Below are 20602 nucleotides of genomic sequence, written 5' to 3'. Positions count from 1 at the left end.
GGGCAAGATCTCAGGCGGCGGCTTCGGCCGTTGCGCCGAAAACGCGTGCCAGATGGGCGTCGAACCGGGCGAAATCAGCCTCGATTTCTGGGTTCTTCATGACGTCGAAGGACCCGAAGGACGGCAGCGGCGCCATGCCAAAGAACTTGGCGTTCAGATGCACCGGGCGCAGCAGGTCATCCATCGACATACCTTCGAAGAAGGGCTCTGCAGCGTTGTCGAAGGATTCGCGCGGCGCATTAAACGTGGCCGACAGCATGTAGGTGGTGCCTCTCAGGCTGCCGCCCATGCCATAGTTCGCCTTTGGCGCTTCGACCACGCGACCGTCACCTGCACACAGCCGTCCGTCCATGCCCGCGGTATAGACTTCGTCCATGTATTTCTTGAACGACCACGGCGCGCCCATCCAGTTGACCGGGAATTGCAGGATGACGGTATCGGCCCAGATGTGGTTGTCCACTTCGGCCTCGACGTCATAGCCCTCGGCCACGGTGGTCAGGCGCACCTCGTGGCCTTGCTCTTGCAGCCATGCGCGGGCGCGTTCGGCAAAGCTGGCGTTCAGCTTGCCGGGGGCAAATTCATAGGGCTGGGAGCCGTTCAGGATCAGGATCTTGCTCATGATTTCGAACCTTGGATGTCAGTTTCGTCTGGGTGCCGCTCTTGACTTGGAGCCGGCTTGCGAGGAAGTTGCGTTCTCAAGGATTGGAAATCAACCAGTATACTTTTGGTAACCTTTGGGATTGACAGAAAGGCCGCGCGCCCTGTGCCGGGCCCGGCCGGGAGATGTGATATGCAAGCCAGAGTGCAAGGGGATGGGCAGGGGCGCCGGATTGTCCACGATGCCTGTATCGCGCCCTGCGCCATTGAACGCGGCATGCGGATCATTGGCGGCAAATGGACCGGTTCGATCCTCTGGCACCTCAAGGACGCGCCTGTGCGTTTCAACGATCTGTCGCGCATGATCGGCGGCGCGTCCAAGAAGATGATCACCGAACGCCTGCGCCAACTTGAGGCGCAGGGCCTTGTGACCCGTCAGGTCATGGATACCGCCCCGGTTTCAGTTCAATATGAGATCACGGAGTTTGGCCGCACCGCTCTGGGGTTTCTAGACGAACTGCGGAAATGGAGCGAAGCCTTGCCGCAATCGTCTTCGCAATAGGACGGGAGGTTTTGTCGAAGTCGCGGGCCGGCCTTGTCCCGTGCGCTTGGATCTTGATCCCGGCGCTGTCGATGCGCGAGTGCGCGAAACATTAGGTTCACGCGCAGCGTCTTTTGGCGGACATGCGAGATTGTTGGCGAGGTATCCGGCGATCTCTGTGCCCTTGCCGTGAACCCTATGGGGATCTGCGAAAAGGACCGTCAAGCAGCAAGAAAAAAGTGCTCTTCAGCGGCCTTTGCGATGCCGCAACGCTCAGGTTGAATCCGAGCAGGTTGGCAAATCAGGATCAACGCCCGTCATGAGCGTTGTCAGTTGGCCGAAGAAATCTGGTTGTTCGGTTTGTGAATCGGCATGAACGGCGTCCCCTCATGCGCTTTCCCTGGTCCAATGGCGCGGGTTTTTGATTCGAACAATCCATTCCGACGGCCCGCGTGGGCTATAATCTGCCATGAACCCGGATTCGGTGTCGCAGCCAGCGCGGTGCTTAACGCCATAACGGCATGTCAGACATGGGCGAAGTCGTTGTTAACCCGGGCATCTGCGCTGAGGAACTGGGCGGATATATGGACGCCATGTCATGGATGCGCGGACGCCCTGCGATTGTCTGCTATCATTTGGAAAATGGTGGGCGACCTTGGAATCGAACCAAGCGTGCGTCTCCGCGAGGGAGTTACAGTCCCCTGCCACACCTTGCGGCCTGTCGCCCACCGAGCGCCGGTCGCTGCCGGCGTGGGGGGCTGATTACAACCGCCCAAAAACGGCGTCAACAGGAAATTCCCTTGGCAAAGCACCTTGTCCGATGCAAAGCCTGTCACCTCAGGAAACGGGGGCATCGGCCATGGCAAAGAAACCGAAGTGGGTGATCGAGAAAGAGCAGGCGCGCAAGGCATCTGCGGCGGAAACTGTCTGGCTGTTCGGGCTGCACGCGGTGCGCGATGCATTGATGAACCCGCGGCGAGAAAAGCTTCGGCTGATTCTCACGCCGAACGCGGCAGAGAAACTGGCAGACGCGGTCAGCGCCTCGGGGATTGAGCCGGAAATCAACGATCCGCGTCGCTTCGGCGCGCCGCTGGATCCCGGCTCGGTTCATCAGGGGGCCGCTCTGGAGGTCAAGCCGCTGGATTGGGGGCGGTTGGAAGACGTCGCGATTTCCGCGGAGGGGGCCGCCTTGCGGTTGGTTTTGCTGGACCGCGTGACCGATCCGCATAACGTGGGCGCCATCCTGCGGTCCGCCGAAGTATTCGGCGCACAGGCAGTGATTGGCACGCGCCACCACGCGGCCCCGGAAACCGGGGCGCTGGCCAAGACGGCCAGCGGTGCGCTGGAACGCCAACCCTATCTGCGCGAACGCAACCTTGCCGATACGATCATCGCGCTTCAGGGGATGGGCTATCTTGTGCTTGGGTTGGATGGCGAAGCCGAGCAGACCATCGAAGAAGCGCTGGAAGGGCGGCGCGATGCGCCGGTGGCGTTGGTGTTGGGGGCCGAAGGGCCGGGCCTGCGCCCCAAGACCAAGGAAACGGTCGATGCCTTGGTCCGGATTGATTTCGCGCGTGATTTCGGTTCGCTCAATGTCTCGAACGCGGCGGCCGTTGCGCTCTATGCGGCGCGTGCCTAGATCGCCTGCATGGCAAAGACGAAAATCACGACCTGCTGTTATTGCGGAACGCGGGCCGCGCTGGTCCTCAAGGGGCAGATTCGGCATGAATTGAGCTGTGCGGCCTGTGGCGCGCCGCTGCACAACATGAAAAAGCTCAAGGTCGAAGAGGCCCCGGACCCTTACGCGGATCGCAAAAAAGCGCGCAAGGTTCCGGCGGCCGTCGCCGGTGCGCTGCCGCCCAAAAAGGCGCGAAAATCCACGCACAAAAAGAAAAAGCCCAAGAAGGGGCTGGCTTATCGCTTTTTCGATGAGGCTTTTGACCTGTTGGAAGATATCTTTGACTGATCGGGGCGAAACCTGCCGCACAGGGGCTTTCGCATGATGCACAGGCCCGAGGCGTCCTTGCCTCTGGCCTTTGGCCTGTCTGTCAAGTATCCCGCCTGAGACAGGCAGGAGAGAGGCCCGATGCCCGACTTTGAAAAACCCGGCCCGGTCGAACAGGACTGGTCTGACGCGATTTCTTCGGTCGAAGAGATTATCGACGACGCCCGCAACGGGCGCATGTTCATCCTTGTCGATCACGAGGACCGCGAGAATGAAGGCGACCTGGTGATTCCCGCCCAATGGGCGACACCGGATGCGGTCAACTTCATGGCGCTGTATGGCCGCGGGCTGATCTGCCTTGCGATGACCTCGGACCGGATCGAGGAGCTTGGCCTGTCGCTGATGTCGACGAATAACTCGTCGCGGCACGAAACCGCCTTTACCACCTCGATCGAGGCGCGCGAGGGCGTGACCACCGGGATTTCCGCCGCCGACCGGGCGCGGACGATTGCCGTGGCGATCGACGCATCGAAGGGCGCAGCCGATATTGCCACGCCGGGCCATGTTTTTCCGCTGCGTGCCCGCAAGGGCGGTGTTCTGGTCCGCGCGGGCCACACCGAGGCCGCCGTTGATGTGTCCCGTCTGGCCGGTCTGAACCCGGCGGGCGTGATCTGTGAGATCATGAACGAAGACGGCACCATGGCCCGTCTGCCCGAATTGATCGCCTTCGCCCAGAAACACGGGCTTAAGATCGGCACCATCAGCGACCTGATCGCCTATCGCCGCCGCAACGACAACCTTGTGAAGGTTCGGAACGAGGAAAAGATCACCTCGGAATTCGGCGGTGAGTGGATGATGCGCGTCTACACCGACGAAACCCACGGTGACGAACATATCGTTCTGACCAAAGGCGACATTTCGACCTCGGAACCGGTGCTGGTGCGGATGCACGCGATGGATCCGATGCTGGACGTGGTGGGAACCGGGCCGAAAGGCCGCGCGCATGAATTCCAGCACGCCATGGAAGAAGTGGCCCGCGAGGGGCGCGGTGTCGTCGTTCTGTTGCGTGATACGGCGATGAAGCTGGATGTCAGCGACGGTGTTTCGCCCAAGACGCTGCGGCAATACGGACTTGGGGCACAGATCCTGTCCTCGCTGGGACTGTCCAAGCTGGTGCTGCTGACCAATTCGCCCACGCCCAAGGTGGTGGGGCTGGAGGCCTATGGCCTTGAAATCACCGGAACGCGCAAGATCTCGGAGCTGGGCTGATGGCATCCAACGAAACGCATCACACGCTGGACCGGCCGGAATTCGACAAGCCCGTCAAGGTCCTGATCGTCGTGGCCCCGTATTACAAGGACATCGCCGATCAGCTGGTGGCTGGCGCGGTGGCCGAGGTCGAGGCCGTGGGCGGCTGGCACGAGGTCGTGCAGGTCCCCGGCGCGCTGGAGGTTCCGACGGCCATCGGCATCGCGGAACGGCTGTCGAATTTCGACGCCTACGTGGCGCTGGGCTGCGTGATCCGGGGCGAGACGACGCATTACGAAACCGTCTGCAACGACAGTTCGCGCGCCTTGCAGCTGCTGGGTCTTCAGGGGCTGTGCATCGGCAACGGTATCCTGACGGTCGAGAATTACGAACAGGCCCGGGTGCGGGCCGAGGCGGCAGGACAGAACAAGGGCGGCGGCGCAGCCGCTGCGGCCTTGCATCTGCTGGCGCTCACCCGTAAGTGGGGCGGCTCGCGCAAGGGGGTGGGATTCGTCCCCTTTGGCGAGGATACCCAGATCGCCGGCACCACGAAGGACCCTGACATCGCATGACCGCAGTTTCGGGCAATCAGAAACGGAAAATGAAAAGCGCGTCGCGGCTATATGCCGTGCAGGCGCTTTTTCAGATGGAACAATCGGATAGCGGCCTGGACAGGGTGCGGCGCGAGTTCCTCGAGCACCGTTTCGGGGCCGAAATCGACGAGGGCACCGAGATGATCGACGGCGATGTCGATTTCTTTGCCCGCTTGCTGGAACAGGCGGTCAGCTGGCAAGCCAAGATCGACCAGATGACAGACCGTGCGCTGGTGGCGAAATGGCCCATCGCGCGGATCGATCCGACCCTGCGGGCGCTGTTCCGCGCGGCGGGGGCCGAGTTGTTGCAGTTCGACACCCCGCCGAAGGTGGTGATCGTCGAGTTCATGGATGTGGCCTCGGCCTTTTTCCCGGATGGGAAAGAGGCGCGGTTCGTCAATGCGGTGCTGGACCACATGGCGCGCGAGGCCAAGCCCGAGGCGTTCTGACGCAACAAGGTGAAAGGGACTGGCGCGGGCTTGCCTGTTGCCTCCTGCGACCCAAATAGTATTCTGACCGTGGAATACGAAGGAGTCGCCCATGCCCCGGCTGATCCGTCTCTACATTGTTCAGGTACTGACCGGCTTTGGTCTTTCGGCGCTCTTTGTCGGGCTGCTGTTGTGGTTCAACGTGGCCAACCTCTGGCACCTGATTTCCGGCAGCGACGTTGGGCTTGTCGCTGTTCTGATGCTGTTCATGTTCAACGGGATCGTCTTTGCCGGGGTACAGTTCGCCATTTCCATCATGAGATTGGGCGAGGACGACGAACCCCGCGGCGGCAAGAGGCAGCGGGCAAACTTCCAAGAACCTGCACAGGTAAAAGTGGCGGCAGAAGCCCCGAAATCCCGTGTTATGAAGGCATTGATGCGTCGCTGAACCGGAAGCGGCTTCCGGGCGCCCCGACTGAGCCGTGCCGGCTCAGCGGCCCACCCTCCAGTCCACTTCCCGGACGGATGGTGTGCCTGAGCGATGCGGCGGGAACCACGCCAACCGTGTGGGTAAACGCATTCCCGAGGACCTGTTAATACAGGTGGGCGCCAGGTAATCAGACCACGGCCTGACCAGAGCCAGCTCCCTCGGATTTGCTTAAGGCCACCGGAATGTACCCGTCTCACGAGAAGGGCAGAACCCGCCAGCGCCTGAGTTAAGTCGGCCCGGCGGGCATGACAAGGGCAGGGCGCAGAATTCTTGTGGATTGCCCGAAAAGCGGTCAGCTGTCCGGGGCGGCGTTGGTGATGAACCCGTAGCGTTCCAACTCTTCCGGCAGAAGGACATAGATTTCGTCCGGCGGCGTGGCCAGCGCGTGGCGCATGACCAGCGGGCTAATGCCCATGTCGTCGAGATAGCCCATCACCTCGGCCTGTCCGCGCTGAATGTCCTCGACGGCGGTGAAGGCGGGCAGCAGGGTATTTTCCCCAAAGTAATGCTGGTGAACTCCGATAGAGGCAGAGGCTGCCGCCTGTCGCGTCTTGCCCCCGGCAAAGAGGTAGGGGCAGGCGGAATAGCAGAACTCGCCCGCCAGCACCTCGGTTGCGATGCCGGAGGCGCGCAGGTGACGGCCAAGATCCAGCGCGTCACGAACCGAACCGCCGGGCGATTGCAGCAGCAGCGAAGCGATGGGCGGGTCGGCACGGTCGATCTGGGGGATCAGCCGCTCTGCGTCGCCTTCGGCGATTCCGCCTTCCAGTCTCCATGTGCCGCTGTCGAAGGTCAGGGTCAGCCGGTCCGGCAATTCGCCCGGATCGCGTTCGGGCGAGACAGCGGGGCGTATCTGGCGTGGTGAAAAGACACGTCTCTGGTCGCCGGGTCGCACCGGTTCGGACAGGCGCGGAACGTCGGGTTTGAAACCGGGCAGCGCAAGTGTGCCATTCCGCATGTCGCCAAGGACCAGCAGGACGCCGATCCCGACCTGGAAAATCAGCACGGCGGACATGGTCCGGGCAACGCTGCGGTTCATCAGCTGCGCCCTCTCATGCGGATTTGCCTTTGATCGGCGTGACCGAGTCGCTGTCCTTGTCGGGGCTTGCATCCGGGGTCTGTGGCGGGGTCGCGGCCACGGCTTCCACCTCACGCAGGGCTGTAACGGCAGCGCGCAGTTCGGCCAGCGTCAGCGTGTCTTCGACGCCTGCGCCTTCGCGGCCTTGCCGGATCGCGGCATGGGTGATGGCGAGGATAAAAACCAGCACGGCGGGCAGCAGGTCGATGGCGATGGCGCCGGCCCATGACGGCACAAAGTTGCGCGCGTAGAGGATGACGGCATCTGCCGCCGACACCGGCGTGTAGGTGACATCGGTTGGCGGTTGCAGTGCCTGTACGTTCTGCGCGGCCTTCTCCAGCGTTGCGGCGCGTTGGGCCAGCACTTCCAGAACCGACGTGATCGTGGCTGACTGGTCCGCGCGGCCCTGTGCGGTAGAGCTGTCCAGTTCGGGCAGCACCACGGAGGCGGCAAGATCCTGTGCGGCGCGTTCCACCAGTGGCGCTACAGAGAGTTGGCGCAACTGCGTGATCAGCCCTTGCAGGCGGACGGCTGCCTCGGAAAACTCGACCGACCGCGCTTCGACGCTGCCGGGTTCAACAGTCAGCGCGCGCATCCGGGACAGGATCGTATTGCCCTCGGTAAAGGCGGTTTCAACCAGCGGTGTCTGGGCGGCAATCTGGGTTTCCAACGCCGCCAGTTCCGCCGATTTCTGACGCAACACGCGGAAAACGGCGCCACGCCCGGCCATGCCGGACAGCGCGCCCTGTGCCTCGAGATCCGAGAGGTCTTCGAAGGACTGGCGCACGCGGGCGACGTCGCGTTCCAGCGCCTGACCGGTCAGCGCGATTTCATGCGCGCGTTCCAGCGCCGCCTGATAGTCTTGAACGGTTTCGGCAAGATGCTGTTCCACGGCGGCCGATCCGGCCAGCGCGGCGGCATTCAGCCACGAGGACATCGCGACGATCGCAAGGCTGCCCAGCCCCATGGCAGCCATCAGGCCGGTCCGGGCGCGGGCGGTTCGCACCGCCGGAAACAGCCGCAACATGTAGGACCAAAAGACAAAGATCCCGACCGAAACCGCCGTGGAATAGGCTATGGCGGCAAAGACCGACATGGCACCATTCTCATCCAGCAGCGAAGACACCCCAAGATAGGTGTAAATGCCGGAAGCAACCGAAAGCACCCCAAGGGCGGTGCCGGAAAACGTGTCGAGCCATGTCAGGTGGCCCTCAAGCTCGCGTGCGGCGCGCACGCCTCTGGCTTCGGCGCGGGTCAGGCGGTTGGCGGAAGTGTCCTGAGACATGCGGTTCCTTGACTGTTCGCTGCGGATCGGGCCGAGCCTAATCTATTCGCGGGCAGAGGAAAGGTGGCGCGACCCGGGGTTGCATTTGTTCACGAATTGTTCGAAGGTTTGAGCATGGATTTGCCTGTTCCCCCTGATTTGATGCCAGGGCAGTTGCTGGCGCGGGGCGTATGTCGCCACCTTGCGGGGCATGGCTTTGCCGTGGTCGAGGAATTCGTGCCCGATCGCGGGTTGCGCGTGGACGTCATGGCGCTTGGCCCGAAAGGAGAGCTTTGGGTGGTCGAATGCAAATCCAGCCGTGCGGATTTCATGGGGGACAGCAAATGGCAGGGCTATCTGGACTGGTGTGATCGCTATTTCTGGGCGGTGGATCAGGCGTTTCCGACCGATCTTTTGCCAGAGGAAACGGGGTTGATTATTGCCGATGGCTATGACGCCGAAATCCTGCGCATGGCACCGGAGGACAAGCTGCCGGCGGCGCGGCGAAACAAGCTGATCCGCAAGTTCGCGGTGCACGCCGCCCGGCGTTTGCACGGGTTGCGGGATCCGGGCGCCGGGCTAGAGCGCGCAACGGGATTTTAACGCGGTCAGGAAGGGGCGCAATGTGATGGAATTGGGAGCGTTTTCGGTCAGCCTGTCGGTCAAGGACCTGGCGGCGTCACGGAAATTCTACGAGGCCCTGGGGTTTGCGCAGGTCAGCGGCGTTGCCGAGGAAGGCTGGTTGATCCTGCGCAACGGGGACAGCACGATCGGACTGTTTCAGCAGATGTTCGAAGGCAATATGCTGACCTTCAATCCCGGCTGGACCCAAGAGGCGGAGCCAAAGGAGGCCTTTACCGATATTCGGGAAATTCAGGCCCGCTTGCAGGCGCAGGGGATCGAGCCGGAAAAACCGGTGGAGCCTGACAGTGCGGGGCCGGGCTGCATTTCGCTGGTCGATCCGGATGGCAACCGGGTCTTTATCGACCAGCATGTGCCCAAGCCTTAGCGGCGCTTGGGTTTGCTCTTGCGGGCCGTTGCGGCCGCGGCGCGCAGTTCCTCGGCGATTTCCTCAGCCTCGACCGGGTCGAAATCCATCGGGATTTCCAGCCCGTCGGCATGGATGAACAGCCGGACCATGCCTTTGTCGGTGGGTCCGATCTGGAGGTTTGCCTCGATGTCGCGTTCGTCGTTGATGCCCATGTGCCGCCGCCTTGTCCGGAGCCTGCGAAAGATCGTTGTCACCTAGCGGTGGCAGGCTTGATTTGCAAGGCATGCGGCGGGCATCTTTGCCTTATGGAGATCGAGTTTCGGCATCTTGGCCCCGGCGACATTGATTGGCTGGTGGCGCAACATGGTGCGCTATATGCGCGCGACGAAGGCTTTGATGAGAGCTTTCCGGTGCTCGTGCGCCAGATCCTCGAAGATTTCGCAACGGATCACGATCCGGCCTCGGAACGTGCCTTTGTCGCGTGGGAAGGGGATCGGCGTTTGGGCAGCATCTTTTGCGTGCGCGGCAGCGCCGAAGGGATGGCCAAGCTGCGTCTGTTCTTCCTCGTGCCCGAGGCGCGCGGCAAGGGCGTCGGCAAGCGCCTGCTGTCCGCCTGTATGGGGTTTGCGCGGGACAGTGGCTATTGCCGGATGGAGTTGTGGACCCATGAAAGTCATCGGGCCGCTTGCGCGCTGTACGCGCGGATGGGTTGGCGGTTGCTACGCTCCGAGCCAAAGGTCAGCTTTGGCACGGAGGTCGTAGAACAGGCGTGGGAGGTTGTGCTGTAGGCTCGGTCAGCCCGTGCCGCCAAACTGTGGCTTGCGTTTGTCCAGAAAGGCGGAAACCCCTTCGGCATAGTCGGGATGTTCGCCGCAGGCCTTCATTAGCTCGGCCTCAAGGTCAAGTTGCGCGTCCAATGTATTGGTTGCGGCGGCGGCGATCGCTTCCTTTGTGCGCGCATAGCCAAAGGTCGGACCTTCGGCAAAGCGCGCAGCCAGGGCGCGGGCCTCGTCCATCAGGGTTTCATCCGGCAGGGCTTGCCAGATAAGGCCCCACTCGGCGGCCTGCTTGGCGGGCAGAGGGGTGGCCGTGAGGGCCAGACCCATGGCGCGGGCCGGGCCGACAAGCCGGGTGAGGTGCCAGCTGCCACCGGTGTCGGGGATCAGGCCAACCTTGGAAAAGGACTGGATGAACTTGGCGCTGTCAGCGGCCAGCACCATGTCGCAAGCCAATGCCACACTGGATCCGGCCCCTGCGGCAACGCCGTTGACCGCACAGATCACCGGCATGTCCAGCGCCTGGATCTGGCGCACCAGCGGCGCCCAATAGGTGCGGACGGTTTCGCCAAGGTCGGGCGGCCCGTCCATCTTGCGCGGATCGCGGTCGCCCAGATCCTGCCCGGCGCAAAAGCCGCGCCCGGCACCGGTCAGCAAGACTGCGCGCTTGGCGTCGTCGGCGGCGCGGGTCAGCGCGGACCGCAGGGCAAGGTGCATCTCGGGCGTGAAGCTGTTGAGCCGCTCTGGCCGGTTCAGCGTGATTTCAAGCCAGTCGCCGTGATCGTTGACAAGGATGGTGTCCGACATGTTGCCCCTCCAATAATGCGGATAGCGCACGGATGCCACGGCACGCGGCCCGGATCAACGCGGCGTTCAGCCCGCGTCCCGGCCGGATTTCGGCAGGCGCAGCGGCGCGCGGGTACGGTCGTTGCCTGCCTCGGCCAGCTTGGTCGCCAACCGCAGGAACTCGCGCTGTTCTTCTTCGTCGAGACCCGACAGCAGGTTGCGCTGCATGTCTTCGACGATGGGGCGGATATGTGTGATGCGTGCCTTGCCTTCGGGGGTGAGGTCCAGAACCTTGGCCCGGCGGTCATTCGGGTTGGTTCTGCGTTCGATCAGCCCCTTGGCACAAAGCCGTTCGACCACGCCGCCCATGGTGGCGCGGTCATGGGCGATCATGCCTGCGAGGGTCGCCTGATCGATCCCGGGGTGTTCCTGCAACATGGCAAGTGCCGCAAATTGCGGCGAGGTCAGGTCGACCCCGGCGGCGCGCATCTGTTCGGCAAAGACCGAGGATGAGAGTTGTTGCAGACGCCGGATCAGATGGCCGGGCATGGTATGGATGGCTTTCATGGCATCAGCCTACGCCGGTCCGCCAAAGTGACAAGTGTGCATATTGTCATTGTGCATCCTTTATTGACGGCGACGGCGCGGTTTCGGTTGTGAAGTATAATGCATAAAAGGTGAATTGCTGCCATGTTGATGCAAAAAATTGCACAACGCGGGATTGGGGTGTATGCTTATCAAAACACGATTCCGCGCGGAGGAGGGGCCGCGTCTGAAGCACGTTTCAGACAGGCTTGTGCGGACAGTCGTGCGCCGGATGCGCCGATCCACCGGGTCGGTACGGACAGGGTGACAGGCAGGAGGAGGCCAAGTCATGAACGGAAACGCAGCGCTGTATTTCGTGGATCGCCATGTGGCGGAGGGGCGCGGGGACAAGGTGGCCTTTCGAGAGGCTGACGGAAAAAAGCGCAACCTGACCTACGGACAACTGGTCGAGGAGACCAGGCGCTTTGCCGGGGCCCTGTGCCGTCACGGCGTTCGGCGCGAAGAGCGTATCGCCATGATCGTTCAGGATCAGATCGAGTTTCCGGTGGTTTTCTGGGGCGCGTTGAAAGCGGGCGCAATCCCGGTGCCGTTGAATACGCTTCTGTCCGCGCCGGTCTATGAAACCGTGCTGGCAGACAGCCGCGCGTCGATCCTCGTGGTGTCGGAAAAGCTGTGGGAAACGGTCAAGCCCGCGCTTCAGGACAATGACTATCTGCGGGCGGTGGTGGTGATCGGCACCGCGCCAGAGGGGGCCGAAAGCTACAGTGCATTTGTCGAAGGGGCTGAGCCCATCGACGCGGTCGAGGCCTATGAGGACGAAATGGCCTTTTGGCTGTATTCCTCTGGGTCGACCGGTCAGCCCAAGGGGGTGCGCCACGTACATTCCAGCCTGAAGGCGACTTCAGATACCTTTGGCGCGCAGGTTATCGGCATCCGCGAAGACGACGTGGTCTATTCCGTGGCCAAGATCTTTTTCGCCTACGGGCTGGGAAATGCCATGTCCTTCCCCATGTCCGTCGGCGCAACGACTGTGCTGCTGTCCGGGCGTCCGACGCCGGAGGTGGTATTCGACATTCTCGAAGCCGAACGCCCGACGCTGTTTTGCGGCGTGCCAACGCTTTACGCGGCGATGAACGCGGCAATGGACAGGCAAAGCGTGCCGGCGCATGTGCTGCGCCTGTGCACTTCGGCCGGAGAGGCGCTGCCCAAAGAGGTCGGCGAACGGTGGTTCAAGCTGACCGGGGCCGAGATCGTCGATGGTGTCGGGTCCACCGAGATGCTGCATATCTTCCTGTCCAACCGGCCAGGCGAGATCGTCTATGGCACCTCCGGTACACCCGTCCCCGGTTACGAGGTGCGGCTTGTCGATGAACATGACGAGGATGTGCCCGAGGGTGAGGTGGGCGAACTGCTGGTGCGCGGGCCGTCGGCGGCGGATGGCTATTGGAACCGGCGGCACAAGTCGCGATCGACATTCGAGGGGCACTGGACCCGCACGGGCGATAAATATGAATGCACCGCCGAGGGGCGCTATGTCTACTGCGGGCGCACCGACGATATGTTCAAGGTGTCCGGGATCTGGGTTTCGCCCTTCGAGGTCGAACAGGCGCTGATCGAACATCCCGCCGTGCTGGAGGCCGCCGTGGTGGCCTGTGCCGATGACAAAGGGCTGGACAAACCCAAGGCCTTTGTCGTGCTGAAGGAGGGCCAGGATGCGGCGGCCGTCGACGGGTTGAAGGACTTCGTCAAGGACAAGATCGGCATGTGGAAATATCCCCGCTGGGTCGAAGTGGTCGAGGATCTGCCCAAGACCGCAACCGGCAAGATTCAGCGTTTCAAGCTGAGGGTGCAGGCATGACCGCGCCTTGGGTGGAAAACGGCTTTCTGACCGCCGGTGGCAAGTCGCTGGAATATGCCTGTTACGGCCCGTCGCCCGAAGCGGCGCCGACGCTGGTACTGTTGCACGAGGGCTTGGGGTGCGTGGCGTTGTGGCGCGACTTCCCCAAGGCGCTGGCCGAGGCGACAGGCTTTGGCGTCTTTGCCTATTCGCGCGCGGGGTATGGCCAGTCGGATCTGGCCGCGCTGCCGCGCCCGCTGGACTACATGACGCGCGAGGCGGTGGATGTGCTGCCCGAGGTGCTGGATGCGATCGGGTTCCGGCGCGGCGTGCTGGTCGGGCATTCCGACGGTGCGACCATCGCGGCAATCTATGCGGGCGGCGTTTCGGACATGCGGGTGCGAGGCATCGTGCTGATGGCGCCGCATTTCTTCACCGAAGACATGGGGCTGGCCGAAATCGCCAAGGCGCGCGATGCCTATGCCACGACCGACCTGCGCCAAAAGATGGCGCGGTATCATCGCGACCCGGACAATACGTTTCGGGGCTGGAACGACGCCTGGCTGGATCCCGGATTCAAGGCGTGGAACGTGGCGGACGTGATCGACTACCTGCGCATCCCGACGCTGGCGGTGCAGGGGCGCGAGGATCAATACGGCACTCTTGCCCAGATCGAAGAGGTCGAAAGCCGCAGCTATGCGCCGGTTGATCTGTTGATTCTGGACGAGTGTCGCCACTCACCGCATCTGGATCAGCCGGAACAGGTGGTGGCGGGCATTGCCGCCTTTTGCGCCACACTGGAGCGGATCGAAGCCGCTGAACCCGAGGGCGCGTGACCGTGCGGGCCTTGTACAGGCCGACACATGCCTATGTGCCGGGGCAGACGGCCCGGCACGCAGAGGGGTTCCTTGACGCGATACGGGCAACCGTGCGCGGCGGCATGACACCGGACGACTTGGCCGAGAGCGCGGCGTTCCGCCATGGGCTTTTCTACCTTGAAACCGGTTTCTTCTGGGAGGCGCATGAGGCGCTGGAACCGGTCTGGATGGCCCTGCCGGACGAGAGTGCCGAACGCCGTTTCGTTCAGGCGCTGATCCAGACCGCCAACGCCTTGCTGAAGGACCGGATGAACCGTCCGCGGGCGGTGCGACGGATATGCATGATCGCGCGAGACCTGCTGCCTGCTGCGCGGGACGTGACGATCATGGGCGTTGAGGCTGGGGCGATTCATGCCATCCTTGATTCCCTCGAGGTGGAGAGTGAATATGAAATATAATGCACATGTTGGCGGTGATGGTGGGCATTGTGGGGTAAGTGGCTGAATTTTGGTGATCTATTATGTGCTTTATTGTGCATACATAAGTTTACTTACAATCCAGATTGATGTACCTTCAGTGCAGCTTCGCGACCAGGGAGGACCCGATGACCAAGATGATCGACTTTCAGACCGACCCGTCAAAATACCGCCACTGGCGTGTCGAATATGATGGTCCGGTGGCCAACCTGATCATGGATGTGGATGAGGATGCGGGCCTGTTCGACGGCTACAAGCTCAAGCTGAATTCCTACGATCTGGGCGTGGACATCGAGCTGAACGACATCGTCCAGCGGATGCGGTTCGAACACCCCGAGGTCAAGACCGTGGTCATGAAGTCGGGCAAGCCGGGGGTCTTTTGCGCTGGCGCGAACATTCGGATGCTGGGCGGCGCCGCGCACAGCCACAAGGTGAACTTCTGCAAGTTCACCAATGAAACCCGCAACGGGTTCGAGGCCGCCGAGGAGGAGAGCGGTCAAAAATATATCGCGGCGGTCAAAGGTGCCTGCGCGGGCGGCGGCTATGAGCTGGCGCTGGCCTGCAATCACATCATGCTGACCGATGACAGCACCTCGTCCGTGGGCCTGCCAGAGGTGCCGTTGCTGGCGGTTCTGCCGGGCACCGGCGGGCTGACCCGAGTCACCGACAAGCGTAAGGTGCGCCGCGACCTGGCGGACATCTTCTGTTCCATCGAGGAAGGCGTGAAAGGCAAGCGCGCCAAGGATTGGCGGCTGGTTGACGAGGTCATCGCCAACTCCAAGTTCGATGACACGGTTGTCGAACGCGCCAAGGAATTCGCGGCGGCCTCGGCCAAACCTGACGTGGCCGAGGGCATCACGCTGGGGCCGCTGTCGCGCAGCATCTCGGAGGATGCGGTGACCTATTCGCTGGTCGAGGTCGAGTTGGACCGGGCAGGGCGCAAAGCCGTCATCACGCTGAAAGGCCCCGAAGAGGACGCACCCGCCGATATGGACGCCTTCGTGGCGCAGGGCGATCAGGCCTATATGCTCAAGCTCTGCCGCGAGCTTGAGGATGCGATCCTGCATCTGCGCCTGAACGAGATGGAACTGGGGCTGTGGATTTTCCGCACTCAGGGCGATCCCGAAAAGCTGGCCGCACATGAGGCACTGTTGGCCGACAATGCCGATCACTGGCTGGCCAACGAGGTGCGTCACTACTGGAAGCGCACGCTCAAGCGGATCGACGTGACCTCGCGCTCGCTGGCGGCCTTTGTCGAACATGGGTCGTGCTTTGTCGGCGTGCTTGCCGAAATCCTGTTCGCGGTCGACCGCAGCTACATGATGGAAGACGAGTTCGAGGGCGACAACCGGCCAATGGCGGCGATCACCCTGACCGCTGCCAACTTTGGCCCCTATCCGATGGGCAACGGGCTGACCCGGCTGGAAACCCGGTTTCTGGCCGAGCCAGAGCATGTCGAGGCCCTGAAAGGCAAGATCGGCGAGGCGCTGGAGGCCGAAGAGGCCAATGAACAGGGTCTTGTGACCATGATCCTCGACGACATCGACTGGGAGGACGAGGTCCGCATCTTTATGGAAGAGCGGGCGAGCTTTAGCCCGGACGCGATGACCGGCATGGAGGCAAACCTGCGCTTTGCCGGGCCGGAAACCATGGAGACCCGGATCTTTGGCCGCCTGACGGCATGGCAGAACTGGATCTTTAACCGTCCCAACGCGGTGGGCGAGAACGGGGCCCTGCAACGCTACGGCACCGGCATCCGCGGTGAATACAACATGGAGCGCGTCTGACGCGCGCAACGGTGGACCCCGGTCCACCCTGGCGGGCCCCGGCACAGGCGCCGGTCCCGCCACACCACACCCAAAGGGAGAGAGACATGCTCGATCTGATCAACGTGAGCTACGACACCCAGATCCCAAACAACGTGGGTCTGTCGTCGGACAAGAAGGTGCTGAAAGCACTGGAAAAATGGCACCCGGGCTATCTGGACTGGTGGAACCGGCTGATCCCGCAGAATTTTCAGGAGTCCATGGTCTACCTGCGCACCGCCGTCAGCGTGGATCCCAAGGGCTGGGCCAAGTTCGACTACGTGAAGATGCCGGAATATCGCTGGGGCGTGCTGCTGGCACCGCAGGTCGAAAACCGCGTGATCCCCTGTGGCGAACATGCCGGACAGCCCGCGTGGCAAGAGGTTCCGGGCGAATACCGCAACCTGCTGAAACGCCTGATCGTGATTCAGGGCGACACCGAGCCGGGCTCGGTCGAACAGCAGCGCTTTCTTGGCCTGACCGCGCCGTCGCTGTATGACATGCGCAACCTGTTCCAGGTGAACGTCGAAGAGGGCCGCCACCTCTGGGCGATGGTCTACCTGCTGCAGAAATACTTTGGCAAGGATGGCCGCGAAGAGGCTGACGACCTGCTGCGCCGCTCCTCCGGGTCCGAGGAGGCACCGCGTATGCTGGGCGCCTTCAACGAGGAAACGCCGGACTGGCTGTCCTTCTTCATGTTCACCTATTTCACCGACCGTGACGGCAAGATGCAGCTGGAATCGCTGGCGCAGTCCGGGTTCGACCCGCTGTCGCGCACCTGCCGCTTCATGCTGACCGAAGAAGCGCACCACATGTTTGTGGGCGAAACCGGCGTGGGCCGTACCATTCAGGCCACGGTCGAGGCGATGAACAAGGCGGGCATCACCGATCCCTATGACGTGGGCAAGATCCGCGACCTCAACGTGATCGACCTGCCGACCATCCAGAAAAAGCTCAACCTGCACTACACGCTGAGCCTCGACCTGTTTGGCCAGGAAGTTTCGACCAACGCGGCCAATGCCTTTAACGCGGGCATCAAGGGCCGCTACATGGAGAACCGGATCGACGACGACCACATGCTCAAGGACGCCACCTACCGGGTGCTGGACCTCGAGGGCGGCAAGATCGTCGAGAAGGACGTGCCGGCGCTGACCGCGATTAACATGCGCCTGCGCGATGACTATATCCGCGATGCCGCTGGCGGTGTGGGTCGCTGGAACAAGATCATCGAAAAGGCGGGTGTCCATTTTGAGCTGAAGCTGCCGCACCAGGCGTTCAACCGCAAGATCGGCATCTTCGCGGGCCACAACTTCGACCCCGAAGGCAATCACGTGTCGGGTGCGGAGTACGACAAGGGCATCACCCAGTGGCTGCCGACCCATGCGGATGGCGATTTCATCCAGTCGCTGATGAAGCCGGTCTACGAGCCGGGCAAATACGCCAGCTGGATCGCGCCGCCGAAAGTGGGCATCGACAACAAGCCCGGCGACTTTGAATATGTGAAACTGCACATGGCCTGAGCCATGCGGCTCGGGCGGCCCGGATGACAGGGTCGCCCGTGTCCCGAAACAAGGGAGGGCGCGGGCGTCAGATCCGCGCCACGCCGACCAGCAGGAGGAGGAAACGCGATGATTACCAAACGGAACGCTGGCCATGCTCCGCGCGTCACCGAGGTTGCCAAGGAACTGGGAGAGATCGGCTGTTGCATCGGCTGCGAAGATTGTCGCGGCCTGTGCCGGGCGCTGATTGACGCTATCGCTGTGCCGGAGGCGGTTCTGCACCGGGACACACGATGAACAAGCCGTTGAAACAGCACCTGATCGACCCGGAAATCTGCATCCGTTGTTATACGTGCGAGATGACCTGCCCGGTGGGTGCCATCGAACATGACGACAACAACGTCGTGGTGAACGCCGAGACCTGCAACTTTTGCATGGACTGCATCCCGGTCTGTCCGACAGGGTCGATCGACGAATGGCGCGTGGTGGAAACGCCCTATTCGATGGAAGAGCAATTCGAATGGACCGAACTGCCCGAGCAGGGCGAAGTTCCGGTGGCCGAAAGCGCAGATGCAGGCGTCGAGGGCGGCGAGGATCCTGTGGCCGCCCTGTTGGCCGAAGCGCACAAGGGTGCCGGCGGCAAAGCCACGGCCCCGACCAGTGCCGCCAAACCTGCGGTCAACCTTTATAATCTCGGCAATCCGGTCGAGGCGGTGGTGCAGGGCAACTATCGCCTGACGGCCGAAGGTTCCGACACGGACGTGCGCCACATCATTCTTGATTTCCAGGGTAAGCCGTTTCCGGTGCTGGAAGGGCAGTCGCTGGGCATCATCGCACCCGGAACGGATGCCGAGGGTCAGGCGCATCTGCCGCGGCTTTATTCGGTGTCCAGCCCCCGTGACGGCGAGCGCCCCGGCTATCACAACGTCTCGCTGACGGTGAAGCGCGAGGAAAACGGGGTCTGTTCCAACTATGTCTGCGATCTCAAGACCGGCGACAAGGTGCAGGTGACCGGGCCATTCGGCGCGACCTTCCTGATGCCCAACGACCCCGATGCGCGGCTTTTGATGATCTGTACCGGGACCGGTTCGGCCCCGATGCGGGCCTTTACCATGGCACGGCAGCGCACGGTCGGAAAAAAATCTGGCGGCATGGTGATGTTTTTCGGCGCACGCACGCCGGATTCGCTGCCGTACTTTGGCCCGTTGAACAAGGTGCCTTCCAGCCTTCTGCAAAAGCATCTGGTGTTCAGCCGGATGCCCGGGCAGGACAAGGAATACGTGCAGGACCGCATGCGGACCGAAGAGGATATCGTGGCCGACATGCTGCAAGACCCCAACACGCATATCTACATCTGCGGGCTGAAAGAGATGGAGGAGGGCGTGGAACTGGCCTTTACCAATATCGCGGAAAGCATCGGCCAGCAGTGGACCAACCTGCGCGACATGTTGCGCGAAGAAGGCCGCTATCACGTGGAGACCTACTGAGATGGAGCCGCGCCCCGAAAAGACCCACCGCCACGGCATCCGCGTGACATGGGGGGACTGTGACCCCGCAAAGATCGTATATACCGCGCGCATCCCGTGGTTCGCGCTGGATGCGATCAACGGCTGGTGGGAGGCTCATCTGGACGGGGACGGCTGGTTCCAGATGGAACTGGATCGCAACGTCGGCACGCCCTTTGTCCGGCTGGAGATGGATTTCCGCGCGCCGATCACTCCGCGCCACGAGCTGATTTGCTACGTTTGGCCGGTGCGTTTGGGGGAAACCTCGATCACCTTCCGGGTGGATGGAGAGCAGGACGGGCGGCTGTGTTTTTCGTCGCGGTCGGTCAGTGTGTTTACCGATGCCACGGCGTTCAAAAAGCGGACCCCGCCGGATGACATCCGGGTGGTCGTCGAAAGCTGCCTGCCGGACGGCGGTCCGTCGCAGGCGGGTTAGGCCGGAACCGGGGCCATGGCACAGGTGGCGACGCAAGCCGGGGCCAAGGGCGGGCCGGACGATCTGTCGACGCTGTATCGGCGGGTTGGGGACCGCGTGCGCGCAGCACGGAAAAGCGCCGGGTTGACGCGCAAGGATCTGGCCGATCTGTCGGGCGTGTCCTCCCGCTATCTTGCCAAACTGGAAGGCGGTGACGGCAATATCTCCATCGGGTTGCTAAAGCGGGTGTCCGGCGCGCTGGGCCGTTCCTTGCCGGATCTGCTGGCCGATGATGATCCGCTGGCCGAAGAGGTGGCCCATGTGGCCGCCCTGTACCGCAGCGCCTGCGGGGCGACCCGTGCCCGAACCATGCAGGTGTTGGATCCGGATCGCCTGCGGGTGCAAAAGGCACGGCGCATCTGTCTTGTGGGTCTGCGCGGAGCGGGGAAATCCACCCTTGGCGCCGGGATCGCAAAGGCGTTCGACCTGCCTTTTGTCGAGATGAACGCTGAAATCGAGAAAAGCGCCGGGATGCCCGTGGCCGAGATCATCGCGCTTTACGGGCAGGAGGGGTATCGCCAGATCGAGGCCGAGGCGCTGGAGTCCCTCCTGTCGACGCAAGACCGGATCGTTTTGGCCGCAAGTGGCGGCATCGTCGAGGAGCAGGGCAGTTTTGACCGCATCCTGTCCGGTTTCCATACGATCTGGATCAAGGCCAGCGCCGCGGAGCATATGGATCGCGTGCGCTCTCAGGGCGACACCCGACCGATGGCGGGGAACCCGCGCGCCATGCTGCAATTGCGCGAGATCCTGAGGACACGCGAAGACAGCTATCGCCGCGCAGAGCATCACCTCGACACCAGCCACCGTTCACCGGACCAATCGCTGTCCGACCTGTGCGGCCTGATTTCCGCGCTGGCACCGTTTCGGGGGCAGGGTGCCTGACTGCCTTGGCCCTTTTTTG

General features: G+C 62.5%; 25 protein-coding genes, 1 tRNA gene and 1 other RNA gene. 19 read left to right on the top strand and 8 right to left on the bottom strand.

All coding sequences use genetic code 11. The features are described from left to right. Nucleotides 1-10: 10 nt before the first annotated feature. A complete protein-coding gene (locus KJP30_RS07510; RefSeq protein WP_218448345.1) occupies nucleotides 11-619 on the bottom strand; it encodes an NAD(P)H-dependent oxidoreductase in 609 nt (202 codons plus the stop codon). A 171-nt stretch (nucleotides 620-790) separates the two neighbouring features. Here KJP30_RS07510 and KJP30_RS07505 point away from each other — a divergent pair, with 171 nt between their 5' ends. Then, entirely contained in the window at nucleotides 791-1159 is a 369-nt protein-coding gene (locus KJP30_RS07505; RefSeq protein WP_218448344.1) for a winged helix-turn-helix transcriptional regulator, read from the top strand. Between the two features lie 622 nt (nucleotides 1160-1781). Here the strand turns inward: KJP30_RS07505 and KJP30_RS07500 are convergent. Further along, nucleotides 1782-1865 (bottom strand) — tRNA-Tyr (locus KJP30_RS07500). A 132-nt stretch (nucleotides 1866-1997) separates the two neighbouring features. On the opposite strand from KJP30_RS07500, the gene rlmB reads away from it, so the two are divergent. The 6 genes from rlmB to KJP30_RS07470 all read left to right on the top strand — a co-directional run bounded on the left by rlmB (nucleotide 1998) and on the right by KJP30_RS07470 (nucleotide 5800). Continuing rightward, entirely contained in the window at nucleotides 1998-2777 is a 780-nt protein-coding gene (gene rlmB / locus KJP30_RS07495) for a 23S rRNA (guanosine(2251)-2'-O)-methyltransferase RlmB (RefSeq protein ID WP_218448343.1), read from the top strand. Between the two features lie 9 nt (nucleotides 2778-2786). Beyond that, nucleotides 2787-3104 (top strand): hypothetical protein, encoded by a 318-nt coding sequence (locus KJP30_RS07490; RefSeq protein WP_218448342.1) that lies wholly within the window; start codon nucleotides 2787-2789, stop codon nucleotides 3102-3104. A gap of 120 nt (nucleotides 3105-3224) precedes the next feature. Further along, on the top strand, nucleotides 3225-4352 hold the full coding sequence (ribB, locus tag KJP30_RS07485) for a 3,4-dihydroxy-2-butanone-4-phosphate synthase (RefSeq protein ID WP_218448341.1): 1128 nt from the start codon (nucleotides 3225-3227) through the stop codon (nucleotides 4350-4352). Continuing rightward, nucleotides 4352-4903 (top strand): 6,7-dimethyl-8-ribityllumazine synthase, encoded by a 552-nt coding sequence (locus KJP30_RS07480; RefSeq protein WP_218448340.1) that lies wholly within the window; start codon nucleotides 4352-4354, stop codon nucleotides 4901-4903. Before ribB ends, KJP30_RS07480 begins: the two co-directional genes overlap by 1 nt. 29 nt (nucleotides 4904-4932) lie before the next feature. Then, nucleotides 4933-5373: a transcription antitermination factor NusB gene (gene nusB, locus KJP30_RS07475; RefSeq protein WP_425515700.1), complete on the top strand. Its 441-nt coding sequence runs from the start codon at nucleotides 4933-4935 to the stop codon at nucleotides 5371-5373. A gap of 91 nt (nucleotides 5374-5464) precedes the next feature. Next, the gene (locus KJP30_RS07470; RefSeq protein WP_218448338.1) at nucleotides 5465-5800 is read left to right on the top strand and encodes a hypothetical protein; all 336 of its coding nucleotides are present in this window, start codon (nucleotides 5465-5467) and stop codon (nucleotides 5798-5800) included. A 98-nt stretch (nucleotides 5801-5898) separates the two neighbouring features. Here KJP30_RS07470 and ssrS read toward each other — a convergent pair. The 3 genes from ssrS to KJP30_RS07460 all read right to left on the bottom strand — a co-directional run bounded on the left by ssrS (nucleotide 5899) and on the right by KJP30_RS07460 (nucleotide 8205). After that, nucleotides 5899-6056: non-coding RNA, 6S RNA (gene ssrS / locus KJP30_RS25210), on the bottom strand. A 78-nt stretch (nucleotides 6057-6134) separates the two neighbouring features. After that, nucleotides 6135-6881 (bottom strand): COG3904 family protein, encoded by a 747-nt coding sequence (locus KJP30_RS07465; protein WP_218448337.1) that lies wholly within the window; start codon nucleotides 6879-6881, stop codon nucleotides 6135-6137. A gap of 13 nt (nucleotides 6882-6894) precedes the next feature. Beyond that, nucleotides 6895-8205, bottom strand: coding sequence for a coiled-coil domain-containing protein (locus KJP30_RS07460; protein WP_218448336.1), 1311 nt, complete (start codon nucleotides 8203-8205; stop codon nucleotides 6895-6897). Between the two features lie 141 nt (nucleotides 8206-8346). On the opposite strand from KJP30_RS07460, the gene KJP30_RS07455 reads away from it, so the two are divergent. Continuing rightward, complete coding sequence (locus tag KJP30_RS07455) at nucleotides 8347-8787, top strand: MmcB family DNA repair protein (protein ID WP_218448335.1); 441 nt, start codon at nucleotides 8347-8349, stop codon at nucleotides 8785-8787. A gap of 25 nt (nucleotides 8788-8812) precedes the next feature. Next, nucleotides 8813-9193 (top strand): VOC family protein, encoded by a 381-nt coding sequence (locus tag KJP30_RS07450; RefSeq protein ID WP_218448334.1) that lies wholly within the window; start codon nucleotides 8813-8815, stop codon nucleotides 9191-9193. On the opposite strand, the gene KJP30_RS07445 is transcribed toward KJP30_RS07450, so the two are convergent. Further along, entirely contained in the window at nucleotides 9190-9387 is a 198-nt protein-coding gene (locus tag KJP30_RS07445) for a DUF6324 family protein (protein WP_218448333.1), read from the bottom strand. The genes KJP30_RS07450 and KJP30_RS07445 overlap by 4 nt on opposite strands. Nucleotides 9388-9480: 93 nt before the next feature. Here KJP30_RS07445 and KJP30_RS07440 point away from each other — a divergent pair, with 93 nt between their 5' ends. Continuing rightward, complete coding sequence (locus tag KJP30_RS07440) at nucleotides 9481-9963, top strand: GNAT family N-acetyltransferase (protein ID WP_218448332.1); 483 nt, start codon at nucleotides 9481-9483, stop codon at nucleotides 9961-9963. A 6-nt stretch (nucleotides 9964-9969) separates the two neighbouring features. Here the strand turns inward: KJP30_RS07440 and paaG are convergent, their stop codons facing one another. Beyond that, nucleotides 9970-10758: a 2-(1,2-epoxy-1,2-dihydrophenyl)acetyl-CoA isomerase PaaG gene (gene paaG, locus KJP30_RS07435; protein WP_218448331.1), complete on the bottom strand. Its 789-nt coding sequence runs from the start codon at nucleotides 10756-10758 to the stop codon at nucleotides 9970-9972. A 66-nt stretch (nucleotides 10759-10824) separates the two neighbouring features. Beyond that, nucleotides 10825-11304, bottom strand: a complete 480-nt coding sequence (locus KJP30_RS07430) for a MarR family winged helix-turn-helix transcriptional regulator (RefSeq protein ID WP_218448330.1) — start codon at nucleotides 11302-11304, stop codon at nucleotides 10825-10827. A 307-nt stretch (nucleotides 11305-11611) separates the two neighbouring features. Here KJP30_RS07430 and KJP30_RS07425 point away from each other — a divergent pair, with 307 nt between their 5' ends. From KJP30_RS07425 to KJP30_RS07385, 9 genes are all read left to right on the top strand, one after another. Next, nucleotides 11612-13141, top strand: coding sequence for a benzoate-CoA ligase family protein (locus tag KJP30_RS07425; RefSeq protein WP_218448329.1), 1530 nt, complete (start codon nucleotides 11612-11614; stop codon nucleotides 13139-13141). Next, complete coding sequence (locus KJP30_RS07420) at nucleotides 13138-13956, top strand: alpha/beta fold hydrolase (protein ID WP_218448328.1); 819 nt, start codon at nucleotides 13138-13140, stop codon at nucleotides 13954-13956. Before KJP30_RS07425 ends, KJP30_RS07420 begins: the two co-directional genes overlap by 4 nt. Before the next feature lie 104 nt (nucleotides 13957-14060). Beyond that, nucleotides 14061-14396 (top strand): DUF309 domain-containing protein, encoded by a 336-nt coding sequence (locus tag KJP30_RS07415; protein WP_218448327.1) that lies wholly within the window; start codon nucleotides 14061-14063, stop codon nucleotides 14394-14396. Nucleotides 14397-14542: 146 nt separating this feature from the next. Then, nucleotides 14543-16201, top strand: coding sequence for a 2,3-epoxybenzoyl-CoA dihydrolase (gene boxC, locus KJP30_RS07410; protein WP_218448326.1), 1659 nt, complete (start codon nucleotides 14543-14545; stop codon nucleotides 16199-16201). A gap of 86 nt (nucleotides 16202-16287) precedes the next feature. Next, the gene (boxB, locus tag KJP30_RS07405; RefSeq protein WP_218448325.1) at nucleotides 16288-17739 is read left to right on the top strand and encodes a benzoyl-CoA 2,3-epoxidase subunit BoxB; all 1452 of its coding nucleotides are present in this window, start codon (nucleotides 16288-16290) and stop codon (nucleotides 17737-17739) included. Between the two features lie 108 nt (nucleotides 17740-17847). Next, nucleotides 17848-18015 carry a hypothetical protein gene (locus KJP30_RS07400; protein ID WP_218448324.1) on the top strand — a complete coding sequence of 56 codons (168 nt, stop codon included), beginning with the start codon at nucleotides 17848-17850 and terminating at the stop codon, nucleotides 18013-18015. After that, a complete protein-coding gene (boxA, locus tag KJP30_RS07395) occupies nucleotides 18012-19205 on the top strand; it encodes a benzoyl-CoA 2,3-epoxidase subunit BoxA (protein WP_218448323.1) in 1194 nt (397 codons plus the stop codon). Before KJP30_RS07400 ends, boxA begins: the two co-directional genes overlap by 4 nt. Nucleotide 19206: 1 nt before the next feature. Further along, nucleotides 19207-19659: an acyl-CoA thioesterase gene (locus KJP30_RS07390; protein WP_218448322.1), complete on the top strand. Its 453-nt coding sequence runs from the start codon at nucleotides 19207-19209 to the stop codon at nucleotides 19657-19659. Nucleotides 19660-19674: 15 nt separating this feature from the next. Then, entirely contained in the window at nucleotides 19675-20583 is a 909-nt protein-coding gene (locus tag KJP30_RS07385) for a helix-turn-helix transcriptional regulator (RefSeq protein WP_218448321.1), read from the top strand. The last annotated feature ends 19 nt before the right edge of the window (nucleotides 20584-20602 follow it).

Source organism: Antarctobacter sediminis, assembly GCF_019218285.1.
Lineage (GTDB): Bacteria > Pseudomonadota > Alphaproteobacteria > Rhodobacterales > Rhodobacteraceae > Antarctobacter > Antarctobacter sediminis.
This window is presented reverse-complemented; position numbering and strand designations above follow the sequence as displayed.

Coding starts and splice junctions, on each gene's coding strand:
- KJP30_RS07490 (WP_218448342.1), top strand. CDS start 2,787: ATGGCAAAGACGAAAATCACGACCTGCTGTTATTGCGGAACGCGGGCC.
- boxA (WP_218448323.1), top strand. CDS start 18,012: ATGAACAAGCCGTTGAAACAGCACCTGATCGACCCGGAAATCTGCATC.
- rlmB (WP_218448343.1), top strand. CDS start 1,998: ATGGCAAAGAAACCGAAGTGGGTGATCGAGAAAGAGCAGGCGCGCAAG.
- KJP30_RS07440 (WP_218448332.1), top strand. CDS start 9,481: ATGGAGATCGAGTTTCGGCATCTTGGCCCCGGCGACATTGATTGGCTG.
- KJP30_RS07430 (WP_218448330.1), bottom strand. CDS start 11,304: ATGAAAGCCATCCATACCATGCCCGGCCATCTGATCCGGCGTCTGCAA.
- KJP30_RS07415 (WP_218448327.1), top strand. CDS start 14,061: ATGACACCGGACGACTTGGCCGAGAGCGCGGCGTTCCGCCATGGGCTT.
- KJP30_RS07445 (WP_218448333.1), bottom strand. CDS start 9,387: ATGGGCATCAACGACGAACGCGACATCGAGGCAAACCTCCAGATCGGA.
- KJP30_RS07480 (WP_218448340.1), top strand. CDS start 4,352: ATGGCATCCAACGAAACGCATCACACGCTGGACCGGCCGGAATTCGAC.
- paaG (WP_218448331.1), bottom strand. CDS start 10,758: ATGTCGGACACCATCCTTGTCAACGATCACGGCGACTGGCTTGAAATC.
- KJP30_RS07460 (WP_218448336.1), bottom strand. CDS start 8,205: ATGTCTCAGGACACTTCCGCCAACCGCCTGACCCGCGCCGAAGCCAGA.
- KJP30_RS07465 (WP_218448337.1), bottom strand. CDS start 6,881: ATGAACCGCAGCGTTGCCCGGACCATGTCCGCCGTGCTGATTTTCCAG.
- KJP30_RS07390 (WP_218448322.1), top strand. CDS start 19,207: ATGGAGCCGCGCCCCGAAAAGACCCACCGCCACGGCATCCGCGTGACA.
- KJP30_RS07455 (WP_218448335.1), top strand. CDS start 8,347: ATGCCAGGGCAGTTGCTGGCGCGGGGCGTATGTCGCCACCTTGCGGGG.
- KJP30_RS07400 (WP_218448324.1), top strand. CDS start 17,848: ATGATTACCAAACGGAACGCTGGCCATGCTCCGCGCGTCACCGAGGTT.
- boxC (WP_218448326.1), top strand. CDS start 14,543: ATGACCAAGATGATCGACTTTCAGACCGACCCGTCAAAATACCGCCAC.
- KJP30_RS07420 (WP_218448328.1), top strand. CDS start 13,138: ATGACCGCGCCTTGGGTGGAAAACGGCTTTCTGACCGCCGGTGGCAAG.
- KJP30_RS07505 (WP_218448344.1), top strand. CDS start 791: ATGCAAGCCAGAGTGCAAGGGGATGGGCAGGGGCGCCGGATTGTCCAC.
- KJP30_RS07385 (WP_218448321.1), top strand. CDS start 19,675: ATGGCACAGGTGGCGACGCAAGCCGGGGCCAAGGGCGGGCCGGACGAT.
- ribB (WP_218448341.1), top strand. CDS start 3,225: ATGCCCGACTTTGAAAAACCCGGCCCGGTCGAACAGGACTGGTCTGAC.
- nusB (WP_425515700.1), top strand. CDS start 4,933: ATGAAAAGCGCGTCGCGGCTATATGCCGTGCAGGCGCTTTTTCAGATG.
- KJP30_RS07470 (WP_218448338.1), top strand. CDS start 5,465: ATGCCCCGGCTGATCCGTCTCTACATTGTTCAGGTACTGACCGGCTTT.
- boxB (WP_218448325.1), top strand. CDS start 16,288: ATGCTCGATCTGATCAACGTGAGCTACGACACCCAGATCCCAAACAAC.
- KJP30_RS07450 (WP_218448334.1), top strand. CDS start 8,813: ATGGAATTGGGAGCGTTTTCGGTCAGCCTGTCGGTCAAGGACCTGGCG.
- KJP30_RS07510 (WP_218448345.1), bottom strand. CDS start 619: ATGAGCAAGATCCTGATCCTGAACGGCTCCCAGCCCTATGAATTTGCC.
- KJP30_RS07425 (WP_218448329.1), top strand. CDS start 11,612: ATGAACGGAAACGCAGCGCTGTATTTCGTGGATCGCCATGTGGCGGAG.